The organism is Bradyrhizobium sp. USDA 4452 (assembly GCF_054063575.1).
This window is the reverse complement of sequence record NZ_JBSSGK010000001.1, coordinates 8,269,436-8,285,220: the sequence shown is the minus strand read 5'-3', so window position 1 is coordinate 8,285,220 and position 15,785 is coordinate 8,269,436. Positions and strand designations below refer to the sequence as shown.

General features: G+C 65.1%; 17 protein-coding genes. 2 read left to right on the top strand and 15 right to left on the bottom strand.

What is annotated here, in order from left to right:
* Positions 1 to 4: 4 nt before the first annotated feature.
* The 9 genes from hydA to psrA form a co-directional block, all read right to left on the bottom strand.
* Entirely contained in the window at positions 5 to 1,417 is a 1,413-nt protein-coding gene (hydA, locus tag ACVISU_RS39135) for a dihydropyrimidinase (protein WP_456710496.1), read from the bottom strand.
* Positions 1,417 to 2,181 (bottom strand): aspartate/glutamate racemase family protein, encoded by a 765-nt coding sequence (locus ACVISU_RS39130; protein WP_456710495.1) that lies wholly within the window; start codon positions 2,179 to 2,181, stop codon positions 1,417 to 1,419. The genes hydA and ACVISU_RS39130 overlap by 1 nt, the downstream gene beginning before the upstream one ends.
* Complete coding sequence (locus tag ACVISU_RS39125) at positions 2,178 to 2,981, bottom strand: GntR family transcriptional regulator (protein ID WP_050399794.1); 804 nt, start codon at positions 2,979 to 2,981, stop codon at positions 2,178 to 2,180. Before ACVISU_RS39125 ends, ACVISU_RS39130 begins: the two co-directional genes overlap by 4 nt.
* On the bottom strand, positions 2,978 to 3,754 hold the full coding sequence (locus tag ACVISU_RS39120; RefSeq protein ID WP_456710494.1) for a maleate cis-trans isomerase family protein: 777 nt from the start codon (positions 3,752 to 3,754) through the stop codon (positions 2,978 to 2,980). Before ACVISU_RS39120 ends, ACVISU_RS39125 begins: the two co-directional genes overlap by 4 nt.
* A 54-nt stretch (positions 3,755 to 3,808) precedes the next feature.
* A complete protein-coding gene (locus tag ACVISU_RS39115) occupies positions 3,809 to 5,113 on the bottom strand; it encodes an MFS transporter (protein ID WP_456710493.1) in 1,305 nt (434 codons plus the stop codon).
* 377 nt (positions 5,114 to 5,490) lie between these two features.
* Positions 5,491 to 6,807 (bottom strand): MFS transporter, encoded by a 1,317-nt coding sequence (locus ACVISU_RS39110; RefSeq protein WP_456710492.1) that lies wholly within the window; start codon positions 6,805 to 6,807, stop codon positions 5,491 to 5,493.
* A gap of 95 nt (positions 6,808 to 6,902) precedes the next feature.
* Positions 6,903 to 8,351, bottom strand: a complete 1,449-nt coding sequence (gene phnY / locus ACVISU_RS39105; protein ID WP_456710491.1) for a phosphonoacetaldehyde dehydrogenase — start codon at positions 8,349 to 8,351, stop codon at positions 6,903 to 6,905.
* A 23-nt stretch (positions 8,352 to 8,374) separates the two neighbouring features.
* Complete coding sequence (gene phnA / locus ACVISU_RS39100) at positions 8,375 to 9,619, bottom strand: phosphonoacetate hydrolase (protein ID WP_456710490.1); 1,245 nt, start codon at positions 9,617 to 9,619, stop codon at positions 8,375 to 8,377.
* A gap of 28 nt (positions 9,620 to 9,647) precedes the next feature.
* Positions 9,648 to 10,778, bottom strand: a complete 1,131-nt coding sequence (gene psrA / locus ACVISU_RS39095) for an iron-containing alcohol dehydrogenase PsrA (protein ID WP_050399825.1) — start codon at positions 10,776 to 10,778, stop codon at positions 9,648 to 9,650.
* An 80-nt stretch (positions 10,779 to 10,858) separates the two neighbouring features.
* Between psrA and ACVISU_RS39090 the strand changes: the two genes are divergently transcribed.
* The gene (locus ACVISU_RS39090; protein WP_456710988.1) at positions 10,859 to 11,767 is read left to right on the top strand and encodes a LysR substrate-binding domain-containing protein; all 909 of its coding nucleotides are present in this window, start codon (positions 10,859 to 10,861) and stop codon (positions 11,765 to 11,767) included.
* On the opposite strand, the gene ACVISU_RS39085 is transcribed toward ACVISU_RS39090, so the two are convergent.
* From ACVISU_RS39085 to ACVISU_RS39070, 4 genes are read right to left on the bottom strand one after another with little or no spacing between them, the layout of a single operon-like run.
* Positions 11,736 to 12,902, bottom strand: a complete 1,167-nt coding sequence (locus tag ACVISU_RS39085) for an MFS transporter (protein ID WP_456710489.1) — start codon at positions 12,900 to 12,902, stop codon at positions 11,736 to 11,738. The genes ACVISU_RS39090 and ACVISU_RS39085 overlap by 32 nt on opposite strands.
* Entirely contained in the window at positions 12,899 to 13,324 is a 426-nt protein-coding gene (gene arsC / locus ACVISU_RS39080) for an arsenate reductase (glutaredoxin) (protein ID WP_456710488.1), read from the bottom strand. Before arsC ends, ACVISU_RS39085 begins: the two co-directional genes overlap by 4 nt.
* Entirely contained in the window at positions 13,321 to 14,007 is a 687-nt protein-coding gene (locus tag ACVISU_RS39075; protein WP_050399826.1) for an aquaporin, read from the bottom strand. The genes arsC and ACVISU_RS39075 overlap by 4 nt, the downstream gene beginning before the upstream one ends.
* On the bottom strand, positions 14,007 to 14,363 hold the full coding sequence (locus ACVISU_RS39070) for an ArsR/SmtB family transcription factor (protein WP_050399803.1): 357 nt from the start codon (positions 14,361 to 14,363) through the stop codon (positions 14,007 to 14,009). The genes ACVISU_RS39075 and ACVISU_RS39070 overlap by 1 nt, the downstream gene beginning before the upstream one ends.
* A gap of 49 nt (positions 14,364 to 14,412) precedes the next feature.
* Between ACVISU_RS39070 and ACVISU_RS39065 the strand changes: the two genes are divergently transcribed.
* Positions 14,413 to 14,940 (top strand): DUF6428 family protein, encoded by a 528-nt coding sequence (locus ACVISU_RS39065; protein ID WP_456710487.1) that lies wholly within the window; start codon positions 14,413 to 14,415, stop codon positions 14,938 to 14,940.
* Positions 14,941 to 14,996: 56 nt separating this feature from the next.
* On the opposite strand, the gene ACVISU_RS39060 is transcribed toward ACVISU_RS39065, so the two are convergent.
* Together ACVISU_RS39060 and ACVISU_RS39055 are read right to left on the bottom strand one after the other, a co-directional pair.
* On the bottom strand, positions 14,997 to 15,206 hold the full coding sequence (locus tag ACVISU_RS39060) for a hypothetical protein (RefSeq protein WP_050399827.1): 210 nt from the start codon (positions 15,204 to 15,206) through the stop codon (positions 14,997 to 14,999).
* A 240-nt stretch (positions 15,207 to 15,446) separates the two neighbouring features.
* Positions 15,447 to 15,767, bottom strand: coding sequence for a helix-turn-helix domain-containing protein (locus tag ACVISU_RS39055; RefSeq protein ID WP_456710486.1), 321 nt, complete (start codon positions 15,765 to 15,767; stop codon positions 15,447 to 15,449).
* Between the last annotated feature and the right edge of the window lie 18 nt (positions 15,768 to 15,785).

Sequence of the window (15,785 nt, the reverse complement as noted above, 5' to 3'; positions counted from 1 at the left end):
CGCGTTACGGGATGGTCGCCCCCGCCGGAGGTTTGGCGCGCGGCAAGTATGTGCCGTGCGCCTTGCTGCCGACAAGGACCCCGTCGTCGACGACCACCTTGCCGCGCACCATGGTGAGCACCGGCCAGCCGGTGACCTCGAGCCCTTCATAGGGCGTGTAGTCCGAGCCGTCGTGGATCAGCTCATGGCGGATCGTCACCTTGCGCTTGGGGTCCCACAGCGCGATGTCGGCATCGGAGCCGACCGCAATGGTGCCCTTGCGCGGATAGAGCCCGTAGATCTTGGCGTGATTGGTGGCGCTGAAGGCAACGAAGCTGTTGAGGTCGATGCGCCCCTTCACCACGCCCTCAGAGAACAGGATCGGCAGCCGCGTCGCCACGCCGGGGATGCCGTTCGGCACCCAGCGGAAGCTGGTGCGTCCCTTGGGCGCGAGCTTTCCTTGCGGGTCGTCGTAGCGGAACGGACAATGGTCCGACGAGAACACCGAGAACACTTTCTGCTGCAGGCCCTCCCAGCACGCCTGCTGGCTGGCGACGTCGCGCGGCGGCGGCGAGCAGACGTACTTCGCGCCTTCCATGTTGAGCTGATCGAGATCCTTCTCGGTCAGCATGAGATATTGCGGGCAGGTTTCGCCCATCACCCTGAGGCCCCGCTGCTGGGCGCGGCGGATTTCCTCCATCGCCTCGCGGTTCGAGACATGCACGATCATGATCGGCACGTCGACGAGCTCGGACAGCGAAATCGCGCGATGGGTGGCCTCGCGCTCGACCGGGATCGGTCGCGAGGTCGCGTGGAAGCGCGGCGCAGTGTTGCCGGCGCGTTCCAGCCGGTCGGTGAGAAAGCGGATGGCGTCGAAGTTCTCCGCATGCACCATCAGCATCGCGCCGGTCTCGCGCGCCACCGACATGGTCTCGAGCAGCTCGCGATCCGACAGCGCCAGCCCCTCATAGGTCATGAACACTTTCAGCGAGGTGTAGCCGTCCTCGACCAGTGCCGGCAGCTCCTGGCCCAGCACGTGCTCGGTCGGATCGGTGACGATCAGATGGAACGCGACGTCGACATGGCATTCGCCTTCGGCCAGCGAGTGATAGTGCTTCAGCGCCTCGCGCAGCGTCTGCCCCTTCTCCTGCAGGCAGAACGGCAGCACGGTGGTGTTGCCGCCGAACGCCGCCGAGCGGGTGCCGCTGGCAAAGCCGTCGGCCATCACGATGCCGTCGCCCGACGGCTGGGCGAAATGGACGTGGCTGTCGATGCCGCCGGGCAGCACCAGCCGGTCGGTGGCGTCGATGATCCTGGTTGCATCGCCGAGATCATGACCTAGCGCCGTGATCTTGCCGTCGCGGATTCCGACGTCGCAGGCGAAGGTGTCGGCAGCGGTCACGACGGTGCCGCCGCGGATGATGGTATCGAAGGACATCAGTTTGTCCCCTCTTTCGGTGAGCGATGTTCGATGATGGCGGCAAGCGGCTCGGCGAGGCCGATCGTCGGCTTCGGATCGGGCCGGCGGAAGGTGCCGGCGACGGCCTTGCGCGGCTTGAGCACGGCAAGCGTCTCCGCCTGGCGCACGGCGGCCGCGACCGGATCGATCACGGGCACCGGAATGCGGTCGCGGACCTTTGCGGCGAGCCCTGCGAGCGGCGCGCCCGACAGGATGACGACGTCGGCGCCGTCCTGCGCGACGGCCTGGTTGGCGAGCGCGACCAAGAGCTCTTCCTTCTCGGACTGCACGTCGGAGATCGACTGGAAGCTGCCGTCGAGCGTGCGGATGCCCGCGCAGCGCGCGCTCAAGCCATGCATGGCGACGCACTCCTCGTACCATGGCGCCAGCGCGCCGGCGAAGGTCACGATCGAGAACCGACGGCCGAGCATGCAGGCGGTGAGCATTGCCGCTTCCGCAAGGCCGACGACCGGAAACGCGAACAGCTCGCGCGCGCCGAACAGGCCGGGATCGCCGAACGCGGCGATGATCGCGGCGTCGATGCCGGGGCCCGCCTCGGCCAGCATCGCCAGCGCGATCGCGCCGCCGATCTGCGCCTCGGCGCGGGTCGCAATATAGGGCACGCCACGCGTTGCAGTGGCAGGAACAAGCTCGGTCCCGGCTGACGCGGCCTTGCTGCCGGCGACATGGAGCAGATCCGTTACCGCCGCCGTGGTGTTGGGATTGAGCAGCAGGATCTTCATGATGCAGCATTCCTCGTCTTGCGGCCACGCGGCTTCGCGGAAGTGTCCGCGACCGCGGCCTCATCTCCCTTGCCATCCAGCGTCTCGGCGACGATCTCGCCGGTGCGGCGCACGTGGTGCGCCAGGATCTGCCCCGCCCGTGCCGCATCGCGGCGCCTGAGCGCGGCTAGGATGTCCTGGTGCTCGCGCACCGATTCATCCCAGCGCCCGAGCACCGAGAGTGCGAAGAAGCGTGCCCGCTCGGCCCGCGCCAGCAGCGCCTCGTGCGTCGACTTCAGCACGGCGTTGCGCGCGAAGCCGACGATCGCCGAATGGATCTGCTGGTTGGCCTGGAAATAGTCGCGCAGCTCGCCGCGGCCGTGATGCCACTCGATCTTGTCCTGCAGCGCATCGAGCCGTTCGAAGTCGGCATCCTCCATGCGCAGCGCGGCGAGTTCGGCAGCGCAGCGCTCGATGCCGCTGACCGCCTCGAACAATTCGGTCAGCTCGGCGCGGCGGAATGGCGCGACCACCGCGCTGTGGTTGAGCCTGAGCTCGACCAGGCCCTCGTTCGCCAACTGCTTCAGCGCCTCGCGCAGCGGGGTCCGCGAAATGCCGAGCGCATCCGACAGGTCCGCCTCGCCGAGCGACTGTCCCGGCGCGAGCTCGCCGCGCACGATCATGGTGCGCAGCCGCGCAGCCGCCTGCTCGTGCAGCCCGACCCGCGGTACGCGCAGGCGGCGCCGTTGCAGCGCCGTGATCGCGCGCTTGGGTTCCTTGCTCCGTCTGGTCGGCTTTGCTTCGGTCTTGGCGTCAGTCACCGCATGCCTTCATTGTCTTGATGGGAGATCGCGGTCGCTGCGCGCAGATTGGGATTCGTAAACAAGCTGCCCCAGCCTTGCACGCGCGAGGGGTCGCTGCCGACAGCTGCGAGGCATGCCCACAGCGTCACGGCGATCGAATCCAGCACCGGCACGCCAAAACCGCGCTCCAGTCGCTCGGCGGCGCCGGCGCCGCGCATGTTGGTGCAGAGCACGACGGCGGCATCGCAGCCCTCGCGCACGACGTCCTCGATCAGGCCGGCGACTTCGACCTCGCTGACCTCGGCAAAGGAAAAATTGTCCTGCAGCGACAAATGCCGTTCGGCGAAGCAGTGCAGCCCCGCCGCATTCCAGTTGGCGATGATCCGCTCCTGCACATCCTTGCGATACGGCGTCACCAGCCCGATCCGTTCGGCGCCGATCCGCCGCAGCAGGTCGCGATAGGCCAGCACCGTGGTGCAGGCCTTGATCCCGGTTGCTGCGGTGATCTTCTCGCACAGGCTCTCATCACGATCGAAGCCGAGCCAGCTTGCCGAGGTGCCGTTCCAGGCGATGACGTCGACCTTGGCGTGGGCAAGCAACTCGGCTGCGCGCAAGATCTCGGTGGCGTCGAACTGGCGCAACGCCTGCTCCGACAGCGCGATCTCTGTCACCTTGAAGCGCGCGAAATGCGCGGTGACGTCATCGACCCCACCGAGCATCGCATAGGTGATCGGCTCGAGGGCGGTATTCGACGACGGCGTCAGCATGCCGAGCCGGACAGGACGTGTCATTCGTAAGGCCTCATCAACCGGCCGAACCCTGCGCAGGACTCGGCCGTCTTCGTTCTAGACCGGGAGCTTGCGGCTGTAGTCGATCAAGGTCGAGCAGATCAACAGAGCAATGCCTGCGGCGGCAAAATACATCAGGGCCAGGAAGTAGGAACCCGTCGCCTGCACGATGAAGCCGACAATCAGCGGCGTCGTGATGCCGGCGATGTTGCCGCCGAGATTCATGCAGCCGCCGAGGAAGCCGGACTTGCCGCGGCCCGCCAGCGCCGACGGGATCGCCCAGTACATGCCGCACCAGCGCAGGAAGAACAGCGTCGTCGACAGCAGCACCACGACGACAACGGGGTTGGTGACATAGGCGACGAGGAAGATCGACACCGTCGCCATGATCGCCGCGATGCCGAACAGGGTGCGGAACACGGTGTTGGGCGCCCCGCCCCGCGCACGCCAGCCGTCGCCGATCCAGCCGCCGACCAGTTCGCCGACGAAGCCTGCGAAGAAGATGATGAAGGACGCGCCGCCGAGCGCCTTGATGTCGAAGCCATGCACCTTGAACAGATAGGTCGGCATCCAGGTCAGTAGACCATAGAAGGTTGTGTTGAAGAACATCCAGCCGAGGCACATACACCACACCGAGCGGAAGCGGAAATAGGCCATTCCGCTTGCGCCCGACGACGGCGGCGTCGCCGCGTCCTCGATCGCATGCGCCTCCTCGAGATAGCGCGCCTCGGCTTCATTGACCGAGGGATGCTCGCGCGGCACGTTGCGGATGTAGTACCAGGCCCACAGCCCGCACAGCATGGTTCCGACGCCGGCGACGACGAACGCCACCCGCCAGGAGCTGAACGCCGCCATCAGCCAGGCGATCACGATCGAGCCGAGCGCAGCCCCGAGCGGCGCGCCGCCGTCCAGCAGGGTGGCGCCGCGGCCACGTTCGGTCTGCGTCATCCAGATCGCGTTGAGCTTGCCGCCGGCCGGATAGATCGGCGCTTCCGACGCGCCGAGCCCGAGCCGGGTCATGAGCAGCAGCATCCAGCTGGTGGACAGCGCCGCCAGCGCCTGGAAGAAGCCCCAGAACAATGTCGCGAGCGCGATCACGATGCGCGGCTTGAAGCGGTCGGCGAGCATGCCGCCCGGCACCTGCATCAGCGCATAGGTCCAGAAGAACGAGCTCAGGATCAGGCCCTGCATCGCCGGATCGATGTCGAACTCCTTGGCGATGACCGGCATCGCCACCGACAGCGAGGCGCGATCGATGTAGTTGATCGAGATCAGGAACAGCATCAGCAGGAAGATCTTCCAGCGCACGCCGGAAGGCTTCGCCGCATCTGCCATTGCGATGGTGGACACCTGATCGCTCATTGCTCGCTCCTCTGCCGGCAGATTGTTGTTTGCCCCTGGCGCGACCCTCGTCATCGAAGGTCATTGGCCTCTCCTGCCCCGCGCGAAGTCTGCTTCAAGGAGATTGACGCGACAAGCACATTTTGCATTTTGCATGCAACTTTTTATAATAGATTGATATCACGTGATATTTCTCTATAATAGATTGATTTTTGATCAACCTGTGGCGAGGAATTGGGCGCCAGCTCACCTGCCTGCGCCGGACGATTTTCAGCGAATTGGCCCGGCGTTGCGGCGCACGCGACCGCGCACACGGCGTTATGTTCTTCAAAAAAAGAGCAGTCCGCGCCTCCCGTGGAAGCGCGGACCTGTCGTGAGTCAGTGATGCGGATCGCCCGTCAGCGGCGGATGAAGGCGGCCACCACCGCGCTGGAGGTTGCGCAGACCGCGACGACGAGGAACACCAGCGACGTCTGGTTATGCTTGTCCATGAAGTGGCCGATGATCGGCTCGCCGAGACCTGCGAACAGGTAGGCGAAGGAATTCATTACCCCGGTCGCGGTCCCTGCCCGCTTGTGGCCGACCAGATCCGGGCACAGCGCCCAGAACGAGGATTGCGGACCGTAAGTGAAGAAGCCGCACAGGAACAGCACCGTCATGCCGAGATAGATCTCGGTGGTGGGAATCGCGTACATGCACAGCGCGGTGACCGCGGCGAGCACCATGTAGAGCACGATGGCGAGGTAGCGGCGCGAGCCGAACACCTTGTCCGACACCCAGCCGTTGCTGAACGCGCCGACCGCCATGCCCACCGGCAGCGCGATGCTGATCCAGCGCGGATCGATCACCGAGGTAGCGCCGGCCTTGGCCCAGTTGCTGCCGAGGAAATGCACGGGGACCCACACCAAAAGGCCGTAGCGCGCCGCGTTCTGGAAGCCGATCGAAACGCCAGCGACCAGGAGGCGCCAGTTCGACAGCACCGCCTTGTAGCGCGCGAGCGAGCCCTCATTGGCGTCGACCGCGGCCTCCGTTGCCACAACGTCGTCGGCCTCGTCATGCGGCGAGGCAAAGCCCATGTCCTCGGGCTTCTCGCGCGCGATCAGATAGAAAGCGATGCCGCCGAGCAGCAGCAGCACCACCGGAATGCGGAAGATCCAGCGCCAGTCGAGCTGGAAATAGCCGACCACCACCAGCGACGTGACGAACGACAGCACCGAGGCGAGACCGGCCGCGAAAGTGTAGAGCCCGTAGACCGTGCCGCGCTCGTGGCGCCCCCACCAGTTCGACAGCAGCCGGCTGCCGGGCGCCCATCCCATCGACTGGAAATAGCCGTTGATGCCCCAGAACGCGGTGAGGCTGACGATGCCGATCGACAGGCTGGTGGCCCAGTTCATGATGAAGGAGAGGATCGCGCCGGCGCTCATCACGCGACGGCCGCCGAACTTGTCGCCGAGATTGCCATTGATGGCCTGCCCGACCGCGTAGCACCAGAGCAGCGCCGCGCTGGCCCAGCCCAATGCCTCCTTGGTGACGCCGAATTCGGCCTGGATGCCGGGAATGGCGAAGCCGAAGGTTTGCCGCCCCGTATAGAAGAACAGATAGCAGAACATCGCCGCGAACAGCATCCGCCACTGCGCGCGGCGGAACGATGTCGCAAGCTCGGGATTCTGGACCCCGATCGAGCCGACGCTCGACGGACTGAACGTGATCGACATTGCGGCCTCCCCTGATGATTGTCTTGTTGTTCACCCACGGCCGCCGCGCCGTTCTTGTTGTGCGCGTGCGGTCCTGCTTCGGATCGACGCGCTTCCTAGACCGGCCAGGGCAACGAATAGGTCTTGACGTTGGTGAAGCTCTTGATCGCCTCCTGCACGCCTTCCTTGTAGCCAAGGCCGGAGTCCTTGATTCCGCCGAACGGCGACATCTCGATCCGGTAGCCCGGCACTTCCCAGACGTTGACGGTGCCGACGTCGAGCTCGTTGACGAACCGCGTGATGTAGTCGAGCCGGTTGGTGCAGACGCCGGACGACAGCCCGAACGCGGTCGCATTCGAAATCCGAACCACGCTGTCGATGTCGTTGGGCACACGGACGATCGGGATCACCGGGCCAAAAGTCTCCTGCATCACCAGCTCGCTAGTGTAGGGAATCCGGTCGACCACCGTCGGCGGGTACAGCGCGCCCTTGCGGTCGTTGCCGTGCAGGAGCTCGGCGCCGTCGGTGACGGCCGCATTGACCCGGCGCTCGAATTCCTTCGCCGCGCCCTCGTGGATGACGGTGCCGACATCGACGGTCGGGTCCATCGGATCGCCGCACTTCAGGGTGCGTGCCTTCTTCAGCACCAGCGCGGCAAAATCGTCGGCGACCGCCTCGACGCAGAGGATGCGCTTCACCGCCGTGCAGCGCTGGCCGGAATTCTTGGTGGCGCCGGTGACGGCAAGCTCGGCCGCCTTCTCGAGGTCGGCGTCCTCCATCACGATCAAGGGATCGTTGCCGCCAAGCTCCAGCACCAAGCGCTTGTAGCCGGCTCTGTCGGCAATGTGCTTGCCGACCCTGACGGAGCCGGTGAAAGTGACGAGATCGGCGTCGGGATCGGTGATCATCGCATCGCCCATCGAGTGCGGATTGCCGGTCACCACCGACAGCATCTCGGGCGGCAGCCCCGCTTCATACAGCACGTCGGCGAGCGCCAGCGCGGTCAGCGGCGTCAGCTCGGTCGGCTTCAGCACCACGCGGTTGTTGGTCGCGATCGCCGGTGCGATCTTGTGGCTCACCATGTTGAGCGGATGGTTGAACGGCGTGATCGCCGAAATCGCTCCGAGCAGCGGCGTCCGTATCGTGAAGATCTTGCGCGCCTTGCCTTGCGGGCTGATGTCGCAGGAGAAGGTCTCGCCGTCGTCCTTGATCGCCAGCTGCCCCGCGAACGAGTAGACGTCGTAGGCGCGGCCGGCCTCGTAGAGCGAGTCCTTCCAGCACAGGCCGGACTCGGCCGTGATCAGCCGAGCGAAATCCTCCTTGCGGCCGGCCAGGATCTCGGCGGTGCGCAGCAAGATGCGCTGGCGCTCGTACCGCGTCAGCTTCGGCTTGAATGCCGCCGCCTTGGCAAAGGCGCTGCGAACATGCTCCGGGCGTGCCGCCGGCACCGTGCCGACAACCTTGTTGGTGTAGGGATTGAAGACCTCGACATGCTCGTCGGTGTCGATGAGGCTGCCTGCGATCCGCATCTGCTCATGGCGAACGGCCGGGCTCTGGATGTTCATGATGGTGTCCTTTGGGCCCGATGTCACTGGATGCGGTTGAGCGCGACGTCGAAGGCGTCGAAATTGCGCAAGGCGTGACCGGGCGGCAGCGCGATCCTGCGGTTGGCGATCAGCGGCACCCGCTCCTCGGTCAGCCCGCCGTGCGAGCGCAGTGGCTCGGTCAGGCCGGACAGATCGTGGCGGGCTTCGCTGGTGCCGAGCACCTTGTGCCTGGTCGAGATCACGACGATGTCGCCGATACGGTCCGGCGGCAGCTCGAACCGGGCGCAGGCGTCGTTGCGCTTCAACGCCACCTCGATGCCCTTGATGTCGCGCAGCCGCATCAGCAGCGCGTCGACGTCGGCCCCGTCGGGCGTGTAGATCGTCGCGAACGAGCCGAGCGAGCCGTGATGGGCGACGTAGGGATCGGTGATCGGCAGGATCACCCTTGCGGCGCCCTTCCCCGTCCAGTCGTCCATGACGTCCTGGAGGTAGATCACGTCGGGCTTGCCGTCGGGCAGGAACTTGTCGTTCATGCCGTGGTCGGCGGTCGCGACGATGTTGCAGCCGAGTGCATCGAGCTTGGCAAGATAGCCGTCGATCATCGCGTAGAAGTCGTTGGCGATCCTGGTGCCGAGCCCGACCTTGTGCTGGATGTAGTCGGTGGTCGACAGATACATCAAATCGGGACGATGTCGCTCGACCAGCTTGACGCCCGCCGCGAACACGAAGCGCGACAGATCGGCCGAATAGACCTCGGGCAGCGGCAGGCCGACGAAATCGAGCACGTTGTCGATGCCGTTATTGGCCAAGGTGGCTTGATCGGCCTTCTCCGATGAGAAGGCGATGGCGCGGCCGCTCGCATAGTCGAGCCCATAGGCGAGTAAGGTGCGCAGCTTGTCCTTGGCAGTGACCGCGGCGACCTTGTAGCCGGCGTCATGAACACCGGCCAGGATGGTCGGCGCGCGCAGGAATTTCGGATCGTTCATCATGACTTCGGCGTTGCTCGCCGTGTCATAGAAATAATTGCCGGCGATGCCGTGCACTGCAGGCGGCCGTCCGGTGATGATCGAGAGGTTGTTCGGATTGGTGAAGCTCGGAATCACGCTGGTGGCATGAACGTGCGCCCCCTCCTTCATGAAGCGTGCGAAGGTCGGCGCCACACCGGCCGCGATCGCCTGCTCGATGTAGCCGGGCTCTGAACCGTCGAGGCAGATCACGACCGTTGGCCGCGTCGGCGCGTCGTAGTGGCGCCCGTTGACGGTGATAATCTTTTTGTTGTCTTGCATCATGTGTCTCCTTGTCACCGCGCCGTCGTCACGCGCTCGCCGCGCTCGGCATCCGCAGCGTCTGCGATGCCTCGATCAGCCGTTCCTTGGACCCCAGGAAATTGCGGCCGCGCTCGCCCTCGAGCGAATCCGCGATCAGCGCGTGCCATTCGGCGCGCTCGATCCTGTAGGCCGCCGGATTGCAGGAGATGCCGAGCCGCGCCATGAAGTCCTCGAGATCGTCGGCGGCGCGCGCGAGATCCGTACCGAAGATTTGCCGGAGGCTGTCCTCGCAGAGCCCGCCGGCCCCGCGCACGCTGCGCAGCACCATCGGCAGCGAGAACGAGCAGGCGATGCCGTGCTGCACCCCGTGCCGCAGGGTGATCGGATAGGACAGCGAATGCGCGATCGCGGTCTTGGTGTTGGAGAACGCCAGGCCAGCGAACAGCGCCGCCTGCGCCATGCGGCTGCGCAGTTCGAGATTGCCGAGATCATGGGCGAGCTTCGGCAGCACGTCGAGCACGCCGCGCGCCGCCGCCACCGCATGATTGGCCGACACCGGATTGTTGTTGACATTCCAGATGCTCTCCAGCGCATGCGACAGCGCATCGAGGCCGGTGCTGATGGTGAGGAGCTGCGGCTTGCCGAGCATCAGCCGCGGATCGATCACCGCATGGGTCGGATAGAGCGACGGCCGTGCCAGCGAGTATTTCTTGCCGTTGGCCTCGTCCCACACCGTGCCCCAGCACGTCACCTCGCTGCCGGTGCCCGCGGTGGTCGGCACCGCGATGATCGGGATCGCCGCGAGGCGCTCGGCGCCCTGCTGCGTCTCCAGATAGGTTTTAACGGTCGCGAAGTCGCCGCCGGCGGCAGCGAACACCTTTGCGGAATCGATCACCGAGCCGCCGCCGAGCGCGACGATCACCTCGGGCTGCCTGGCGAGCCCGATAAAGCGCGCAGTCTGTTCGGTAAGCAGGCGGTAGTCCGGATTGGGCGCGACGTCGCGGATCGTCAGCACGGATGGGCCCGCCGCGGCGCGCAACCGCCGCTCGAGCCCCTCGAAGACCGGCTCGCCATAGGTCACGAGCGCATAGGCGCGCTTGCCGATCAGCGCCGGCAGTCTGTCGAAGCTGTCGGCGCCGAATTCGATCCTCACCGGGTTGGAATAAGTCCAGTCCATCCACGCGTCCTCCATTTGGCGCGAAGGTACGGCGCCGGCTGCTATTGACAAATTCATTCTTCGGATGCGTTCTATTGATTATGCCAATAGTGTTCAGCCAGCTTCGCGCTTTCCATGCGGTGGCCGCCCATGGCGGCTTCACCGCGGCCTCGCGCGTGCTCAATGTCGGGCAGCCGACGCTGACCATCCAGGTCAAGGAGCTGGAGGAGACGTACGGCGTCGAGCTTTTGATCCGCAAGCCGCGGCACACCGAGCTCACCGAAGCCGGCAGCGCGCTGTTCGAGATCACGCGCGGCATCATGACGTTCTGCGACGAGGCGCACGAATTGCTGGCCGCACACGGCAAGGCGACCAAAGGGCATCTAAGAGTTGCGACCGTCGGGCCGTTTCATGCCACCGAGATCATCGCCGCGTTCAAGCGCGATCACCCCGAGGTGCAGATCTCGACCCTGCTCGGCAATTCCGAACGCACCCTCCGCCACATCGTCAATTTTGAGGCCGACGTCGCGATCCTGGCGGAGGTGCCGGAAGACCCGCGCGTCACCATGATCCCCTACCGCACCCACCGCGTGATCGTGTTCGTCAACCGCGATCATCCCTGGTTCAAGCGGAAATCGGTCAAGCTGCGCGAGCTCGCCGACCAGCCCATCGTGCTGCGCGAACGCGGCTCGACCACGCGGCGCGCCTTCGAGGCGACGATGCAGGCCGAGGGCATCCGGATCGAGCCGGTGTTCGAGATCGAGAGCCGCGAGGGCGTGTGGAAGGCGGTCGAGCGCGGGCTCGGCATCAGCGTGGTCGCCGACTTCGAATTCGTGCCGCATCCGAACCTGCGCGCGCTCGAGATCAGCGACCGCACCATCAAGACGCAATACAGCATCGCCCATCACAGCGGCCGCGGTCACTCCCCGATCATCAAGGCCTTCATCGATACGGTTCGGCGGATGAAGGTGCGTGAGGTTACTGCGAAGGGGTCTTCGGTTCGGCCTTGAGAGCGAACAACGCCAGCAGCGCGGCAAGACTAAGCGCCGATGTGACTGCGAGCGTATAGCCGCCAAGCGGTGAGATCAGGAAGCCGAACACCAGGGGCGCGATCGCTTGCGACAATCGCGACGGCGCACCGAGCAGTCCCAAGCGATAGCCGTAATCCTTTGGACCGAAGATCGCCAACGGCAGCGTGCCGCGCGCAATGGTCAGGATCCCGTTTCCGGCACCGTGCAGCAGCGCGAAGATGCCGGCGAAGCTCCCGCCGAACAGGCCGATGACGCAGGCGCCCAATGGGTGCGTGATGCAGGCCAGTCGCGCCGACCATAGCGGATGGAAGCGCTTCAGCAGGCTCGCTTCGACAATCCGTGCAGCCACCTGCGCCGGGCCGATCAATGCGCCTGCCGCGATCGCCTGGGTCTGCGTCGCCCCCAACGCCTCCAGAATTCGCGGCAAATGCACCGCCATCGCCGACGTGACGCTCCAGGCGGCCGCGAAAGCAAAGGCGAGCAGCAGCATCGCTCGGTCGATCGGAATATGCGACTTTGGCGTGTCGGCTGCGATCCGATGCTCGCTCTTTAGTTTGGGGACCAGGAAGGCGTTGAGCGGCAGGCAAATCAGGATGTGCGTCGCCGCCCAGCCGAAGCAGGTCCAGCGCCAGCCGATGGTTGCGAGGCCCCACGCGGTGAGCGGCCAGCCGATCGTGCTGGCAAATCCGGCGATCAGGGTGATGCCGGTGATGGAGCGGCGGGCGGAATTGCCATAGATGCGGCCGAGCGCCGCGAAGGCCGCATCATACAGGCCAAGGCCCATGCCGATGCCGAGCAACAGCCAGCTCGCGGCCAACAGAATCGTACCCTGCGAAAGCCCGAGCAGGATCAGGCCGGACGCCAGGATCAGGTTGGACGCGCAGAGAACTTCGCGCCCGCCCATGCGATCAATCTGGCGGCCGACGCGCGGGCCGAGCAGTCCTGAGATCACGAGCGCCATTGAGAACGCCGCGAACAGCCAGTTCGTCGACATGCCGAGGTCGCGCGCAATCGGGTCCGCGAGAATGGCGGGCAGATAGTAGCTCGACGCCCAGGCCAGGGTTTGCGTGGTACCGAGCGCGATGATCAGCAGATTATCTGCACGGCGGCTCATCCAGCGCGCGCACCCGGCGTTCTGGGCAAAACCACTTCGCCGTCTTCCTTTACGAACCGGCCGATGTCGGCAACCGCGAGAAGTTCAAGGACGGCCTCGGAAGGTCGGCACAGCTTTACGCCTTTCGGCGAGACCACGATCGGCCGATTGATCAGGATCGGATGCGCCATCATGAAATCGATCAATTCGTCGTCGCTCCATTTCGGATTGGCGAGATCGAGCGCGGCATAGGGCGTGCCTTTCTCGCGCAGCAGCGCGCGCGGCGTCATGCCCATCGCGGCGATCAGCGCGATCAGCTTGTCGCGCGAGGGAGGCGTCTTGAGATATTCGACGATCTCGGGCTCCTCCCCGCTCTGGCGGATCATGGCCAGGGTGTTGCGCGACGTCCCGCAATCGGGATTGTGGTAGATCGTGATCGTCATCGGACTGCTTCCTTGGTGGCTTCGGCGCCCCCTGCGAGCCAGGTCATGAATGCCGCCGCGACCACGGCCCCAAAAACCTCGGCGATGATGAACCCCGGCAGATCCTGCGCGCGGATTCCGGAAAACGTATCGGTGAACGATCGGGCGATCGCAACGGCCGGATTGGCGAACGACGTGGATGCGGTGAACCAGTATGCGGCCGTGATGTAAAGCCCGACCAGCCATGGAATTGCGGCCTCGCGAAACCGGAGGCCACCGATGATCGTTGCGACCAGTCCGAACGCCGCAATAAATTCCGCAAACCACTGCGGAAATCCTGTCCTTGCCTTGGCCGAGAACTCCAGGAGCGGCAGGCCGAACATGGCGTGCGCCACCATTGCACCGAGGATTCCCCCGAGCACCTGCGCCGCGATGTACTGCGCGGCATGCGGCGGGCGGAGTTCGCCCTTGAGCATGAAGACCAGCGTGACCGCCGGATTGAAATGCGCGCCGGATATTGGTCCAAGAATTGTGATCAGCACCACCAGAATGGCGCCGGTCGGAAGGGTGTTGCCGAGCAGCGCCAACGCCACGTCCTTGGTTAGCGTCTCAGCCATGATGCCGGAGCCGACGACGGTTGCGACCAGAAGCAAGGTGCCGAGGCCCTCGGCAACAAGGCGCCGTGGCAGGTCGAAAGCGCGCATCAGGCACGCGCCTTCTTGGCCGTCGAAGGCCGGCACTGAACATCGGCGAGCGCCGGCGCGCAGATTTCGGGGTGACCCGCGCAGCAATCCTTCATCAGGAAGGCGATGAGATCGCGCAGCCCAGTGAAATCCGCGGAGTAGATGATCGAACGCGCCTCGCGGCGCGGCACGATCATGCCGGCATGCTCGAGGTCCTTCAGATGGAACGAGACGTTGGATGGCGACACTGCGACCGCCTCGGCTATCGCCCCTGCCGCCATGCCATCGGGACCGGCCTGCACCAGCAGCCGCACGATCCGCAGCCGCGTTTCCTGCGACAGCGCGGCGAAGGCGGTTCGGGCTTGACGCTCCTCCATCTTTCGACAATCCTACAATTCAATAATCATTGAAATGAGGATAGCAGCCATGATCACGCTTGCCAATACCCGATCGACCGTCGGCGCCCTGCTCGCGGTGGAAGAGCTCTCGTTCGCGACACTGCTTTCCAGCCTCGAAGCGCACAAGGAGAAGCCGCTCATCTTCAGTTACGACGGCCGCGATGTCCGCCCCAGCTACCACGTGACGGAGGTCAAGACCGCCTCATTCAGAGGGCTCGATTGCGGCGCGAACCCCGAGAGCTGGAGCGAGACCTTCATTCAGCTCTGGGACATCGAGGAGGAAAACCGGGACCATATGCCGGCCGGCAAGTTTCTCGCGATCATTCGCAAGGTCGACGAGGCCGTCGGTTTCGATCCGCAAGCCAAGCTGACCTTTGAAGTCAGCGATGGCGTCCGGCCGATGCAGATCTATCGCGCGGAACGCATGGATGCGGGCGACGCCGCAATCCGCGTCTATCTCTCGGCGCGTCCATCGAGCTGCAAGCCACGGGACCGATGGCTGCAGGAACAGCAATCGTGCTGCGCGCCGAAAGCCAAGCAGCCGTGCTGCGGGTGATAGTGTATGAGCGCAGCCGGCAAATGCCCCGCTGGCCCGGAGGTTCCGGTCGCGCGCTATCCGCCCTCGTCGAGGCGAGCCAATGCTCCCTCGATGAGCTCGATCTCCTCGGAGAGGGTGTCACTCACGACCGACGGCCTGAAACCCGGAACGCTGTGGGTTCGAACATCGTCCAGCAATTGCTGGCGATGGTCTCGGAGCTGTTCAAGCGCTTGACGATTCTTCAGCGACACGTAGCCGGCAATGATCTGCTCGATGGCCTTCATGGGAAATCCCACGCTTGGAAATAAAAAATCTGCAATCCTTCGATTAAGACGGCCAAACCGCCTCGCTGGCAAGTCCCATAAGATTGGGCGGGAGGTTAGCGCTGCTCCCGCAAGACCACGCCGCGCGCTCAGACACACTCAGTGTCGTACCCTAGGGCGAAAGCCGGGACGATGGTTTCGAATGTGGCGCGTGAACCCGATCAACTGGCTGACACTGATGGCGGAGCACACCGCCTCCGCTCACGCCGAGGTCGGCTCGCTCGACAGCGCGGCGAACACCGTCTCCGGCGAATGGGCGATCACCGCGAGCAGCGCGCGGGCCGGTCCGCGCGGCGCACGCTTGCCCTGCTCCCAGTTGCGGATCGTCTCCACCGGCACGCCGAGCTTGGCGGCGAATTCGAGCTGGGTGAGCTGGGCGCGGCGGCGCAGATCGCGCACAGCCGGTTGCGCAGCCGAAGGCTGCACCGCCACCCCGGCCGGATGTGCGACCGCGAGCGGAATTTCCTGCCCGTCGCGCAATTCGACGATCCGTCCGTCCGCCTTGAGCCGCAACCGCTGCATGATGAGCCCCCGTGATGG

Coding starts and splice junctions, on each gene's coding strand:
- hydA (WP_456710496.1), bottom strand. CDS start 1,417: ATGTCCTTCGATACCATCATCCGCGGCGGCACCGTCGTGACCGCTGCC.
- ACVISU_RS39130 (WP_456710495.1), bottom strand. CDS start 2,181: ATGAAGATCCTGCTGCTCAATCCCAACACCACGGCGGCGGTAACGGAT.
- ACVISU_RS39120 (WP_456710494.1), bottom strand. CDS start 3,754: ATGACACGTCCTGTCCGGCTCGGCATGCTGACGCCGTCGTCGAATACC.
- ACVISU_RS39115 (WP_456710493.1), bottom strand. CDS start 5,113: ATGAGCGATCAGGTGTCCACCATCGCAATGGCAGATGCGGCGAAGCCT.
- ACVISU_RS39110 (WP_456710492.1), bottom strand. CDS start 6,807: ATGTCGATCACGTTCAGTCCGTCGAGCGTCGGCTCGATCGGGGTCCAG.
- phnY (WP_456710491.1), bottom strand. CDS start 8,351: ATGAACATCCAGAGCCCGGCCGTTCGCCATGAGCAGATGCGGATCGCA.
- phnA (WP_456710490.1), bottom strand. CDS start 9,619: ATGCAAGACAACAAAAAGATTATCACCGTCAACGGGCGCCACTACGAC.
- psrA (WP_050399825.1), bottom strand. CDS start 10,778: ATGGACTGGACTTATTCCAACCCGGTGAGGATCGAATTCGGCGCCGAC.
- ACVISU_RS39090 (WP_456710988.1), top strand. CDS start 10,859: ATGCCAATAGTGTTCAGCCAGCTTCGCGCTTTCCATGCGGTGGCCGCC.
- ACVISU_RS39085 (WP_456710489.1), bottom strand. CDS start 12,902: ATGAGCCGCCGTGCAGATAATCTGCTGATCATCGCGCTCGGTACCACG.
- arsC (WP_456710488.1), bottom strand. CDS start 13,324: ATGACGATCACGATCTACCACAATCCCGATTGCGGGACGTCGCGCAAC.
- ACVISU_RS39075 (WP_050399826.1), bottom strand. CDS start 14,007: ATGCGCGCTTTCGACCTGCCACGGCGCCTTGTTGCCGAGGGCCTCGGC.
- ACVISU_RS39070 (WP_050399803.1), bottom strand. CDS start 14,363: ATGGAGGAGCGTCAAGCCCGAACCGCCTTCGCCGCGCTGTCGCAGGAA.
- ACVISU_RS39065 (WP_456710487.1), top strand. CDS start 14,413: ATGATCACGCTTGCCAATACCCGATCGACCGTCGGCGCCCTGCTCGCG.
- ACVISU_RS39060 (WP_050399827.1), bottom strand. CDS start 15,206: ATGAAGGCCATCGAGCAGATCATTGCCGGCTACGTGTCGCTGAAGAAT.
- ACVISU_RS39055 (WP_456710486.1), bottom strand. CDS start 15,767: ATGCAGCGGTTGCGGCTCAAGGCGGACGGACGGATCGTCGAATTGCGC.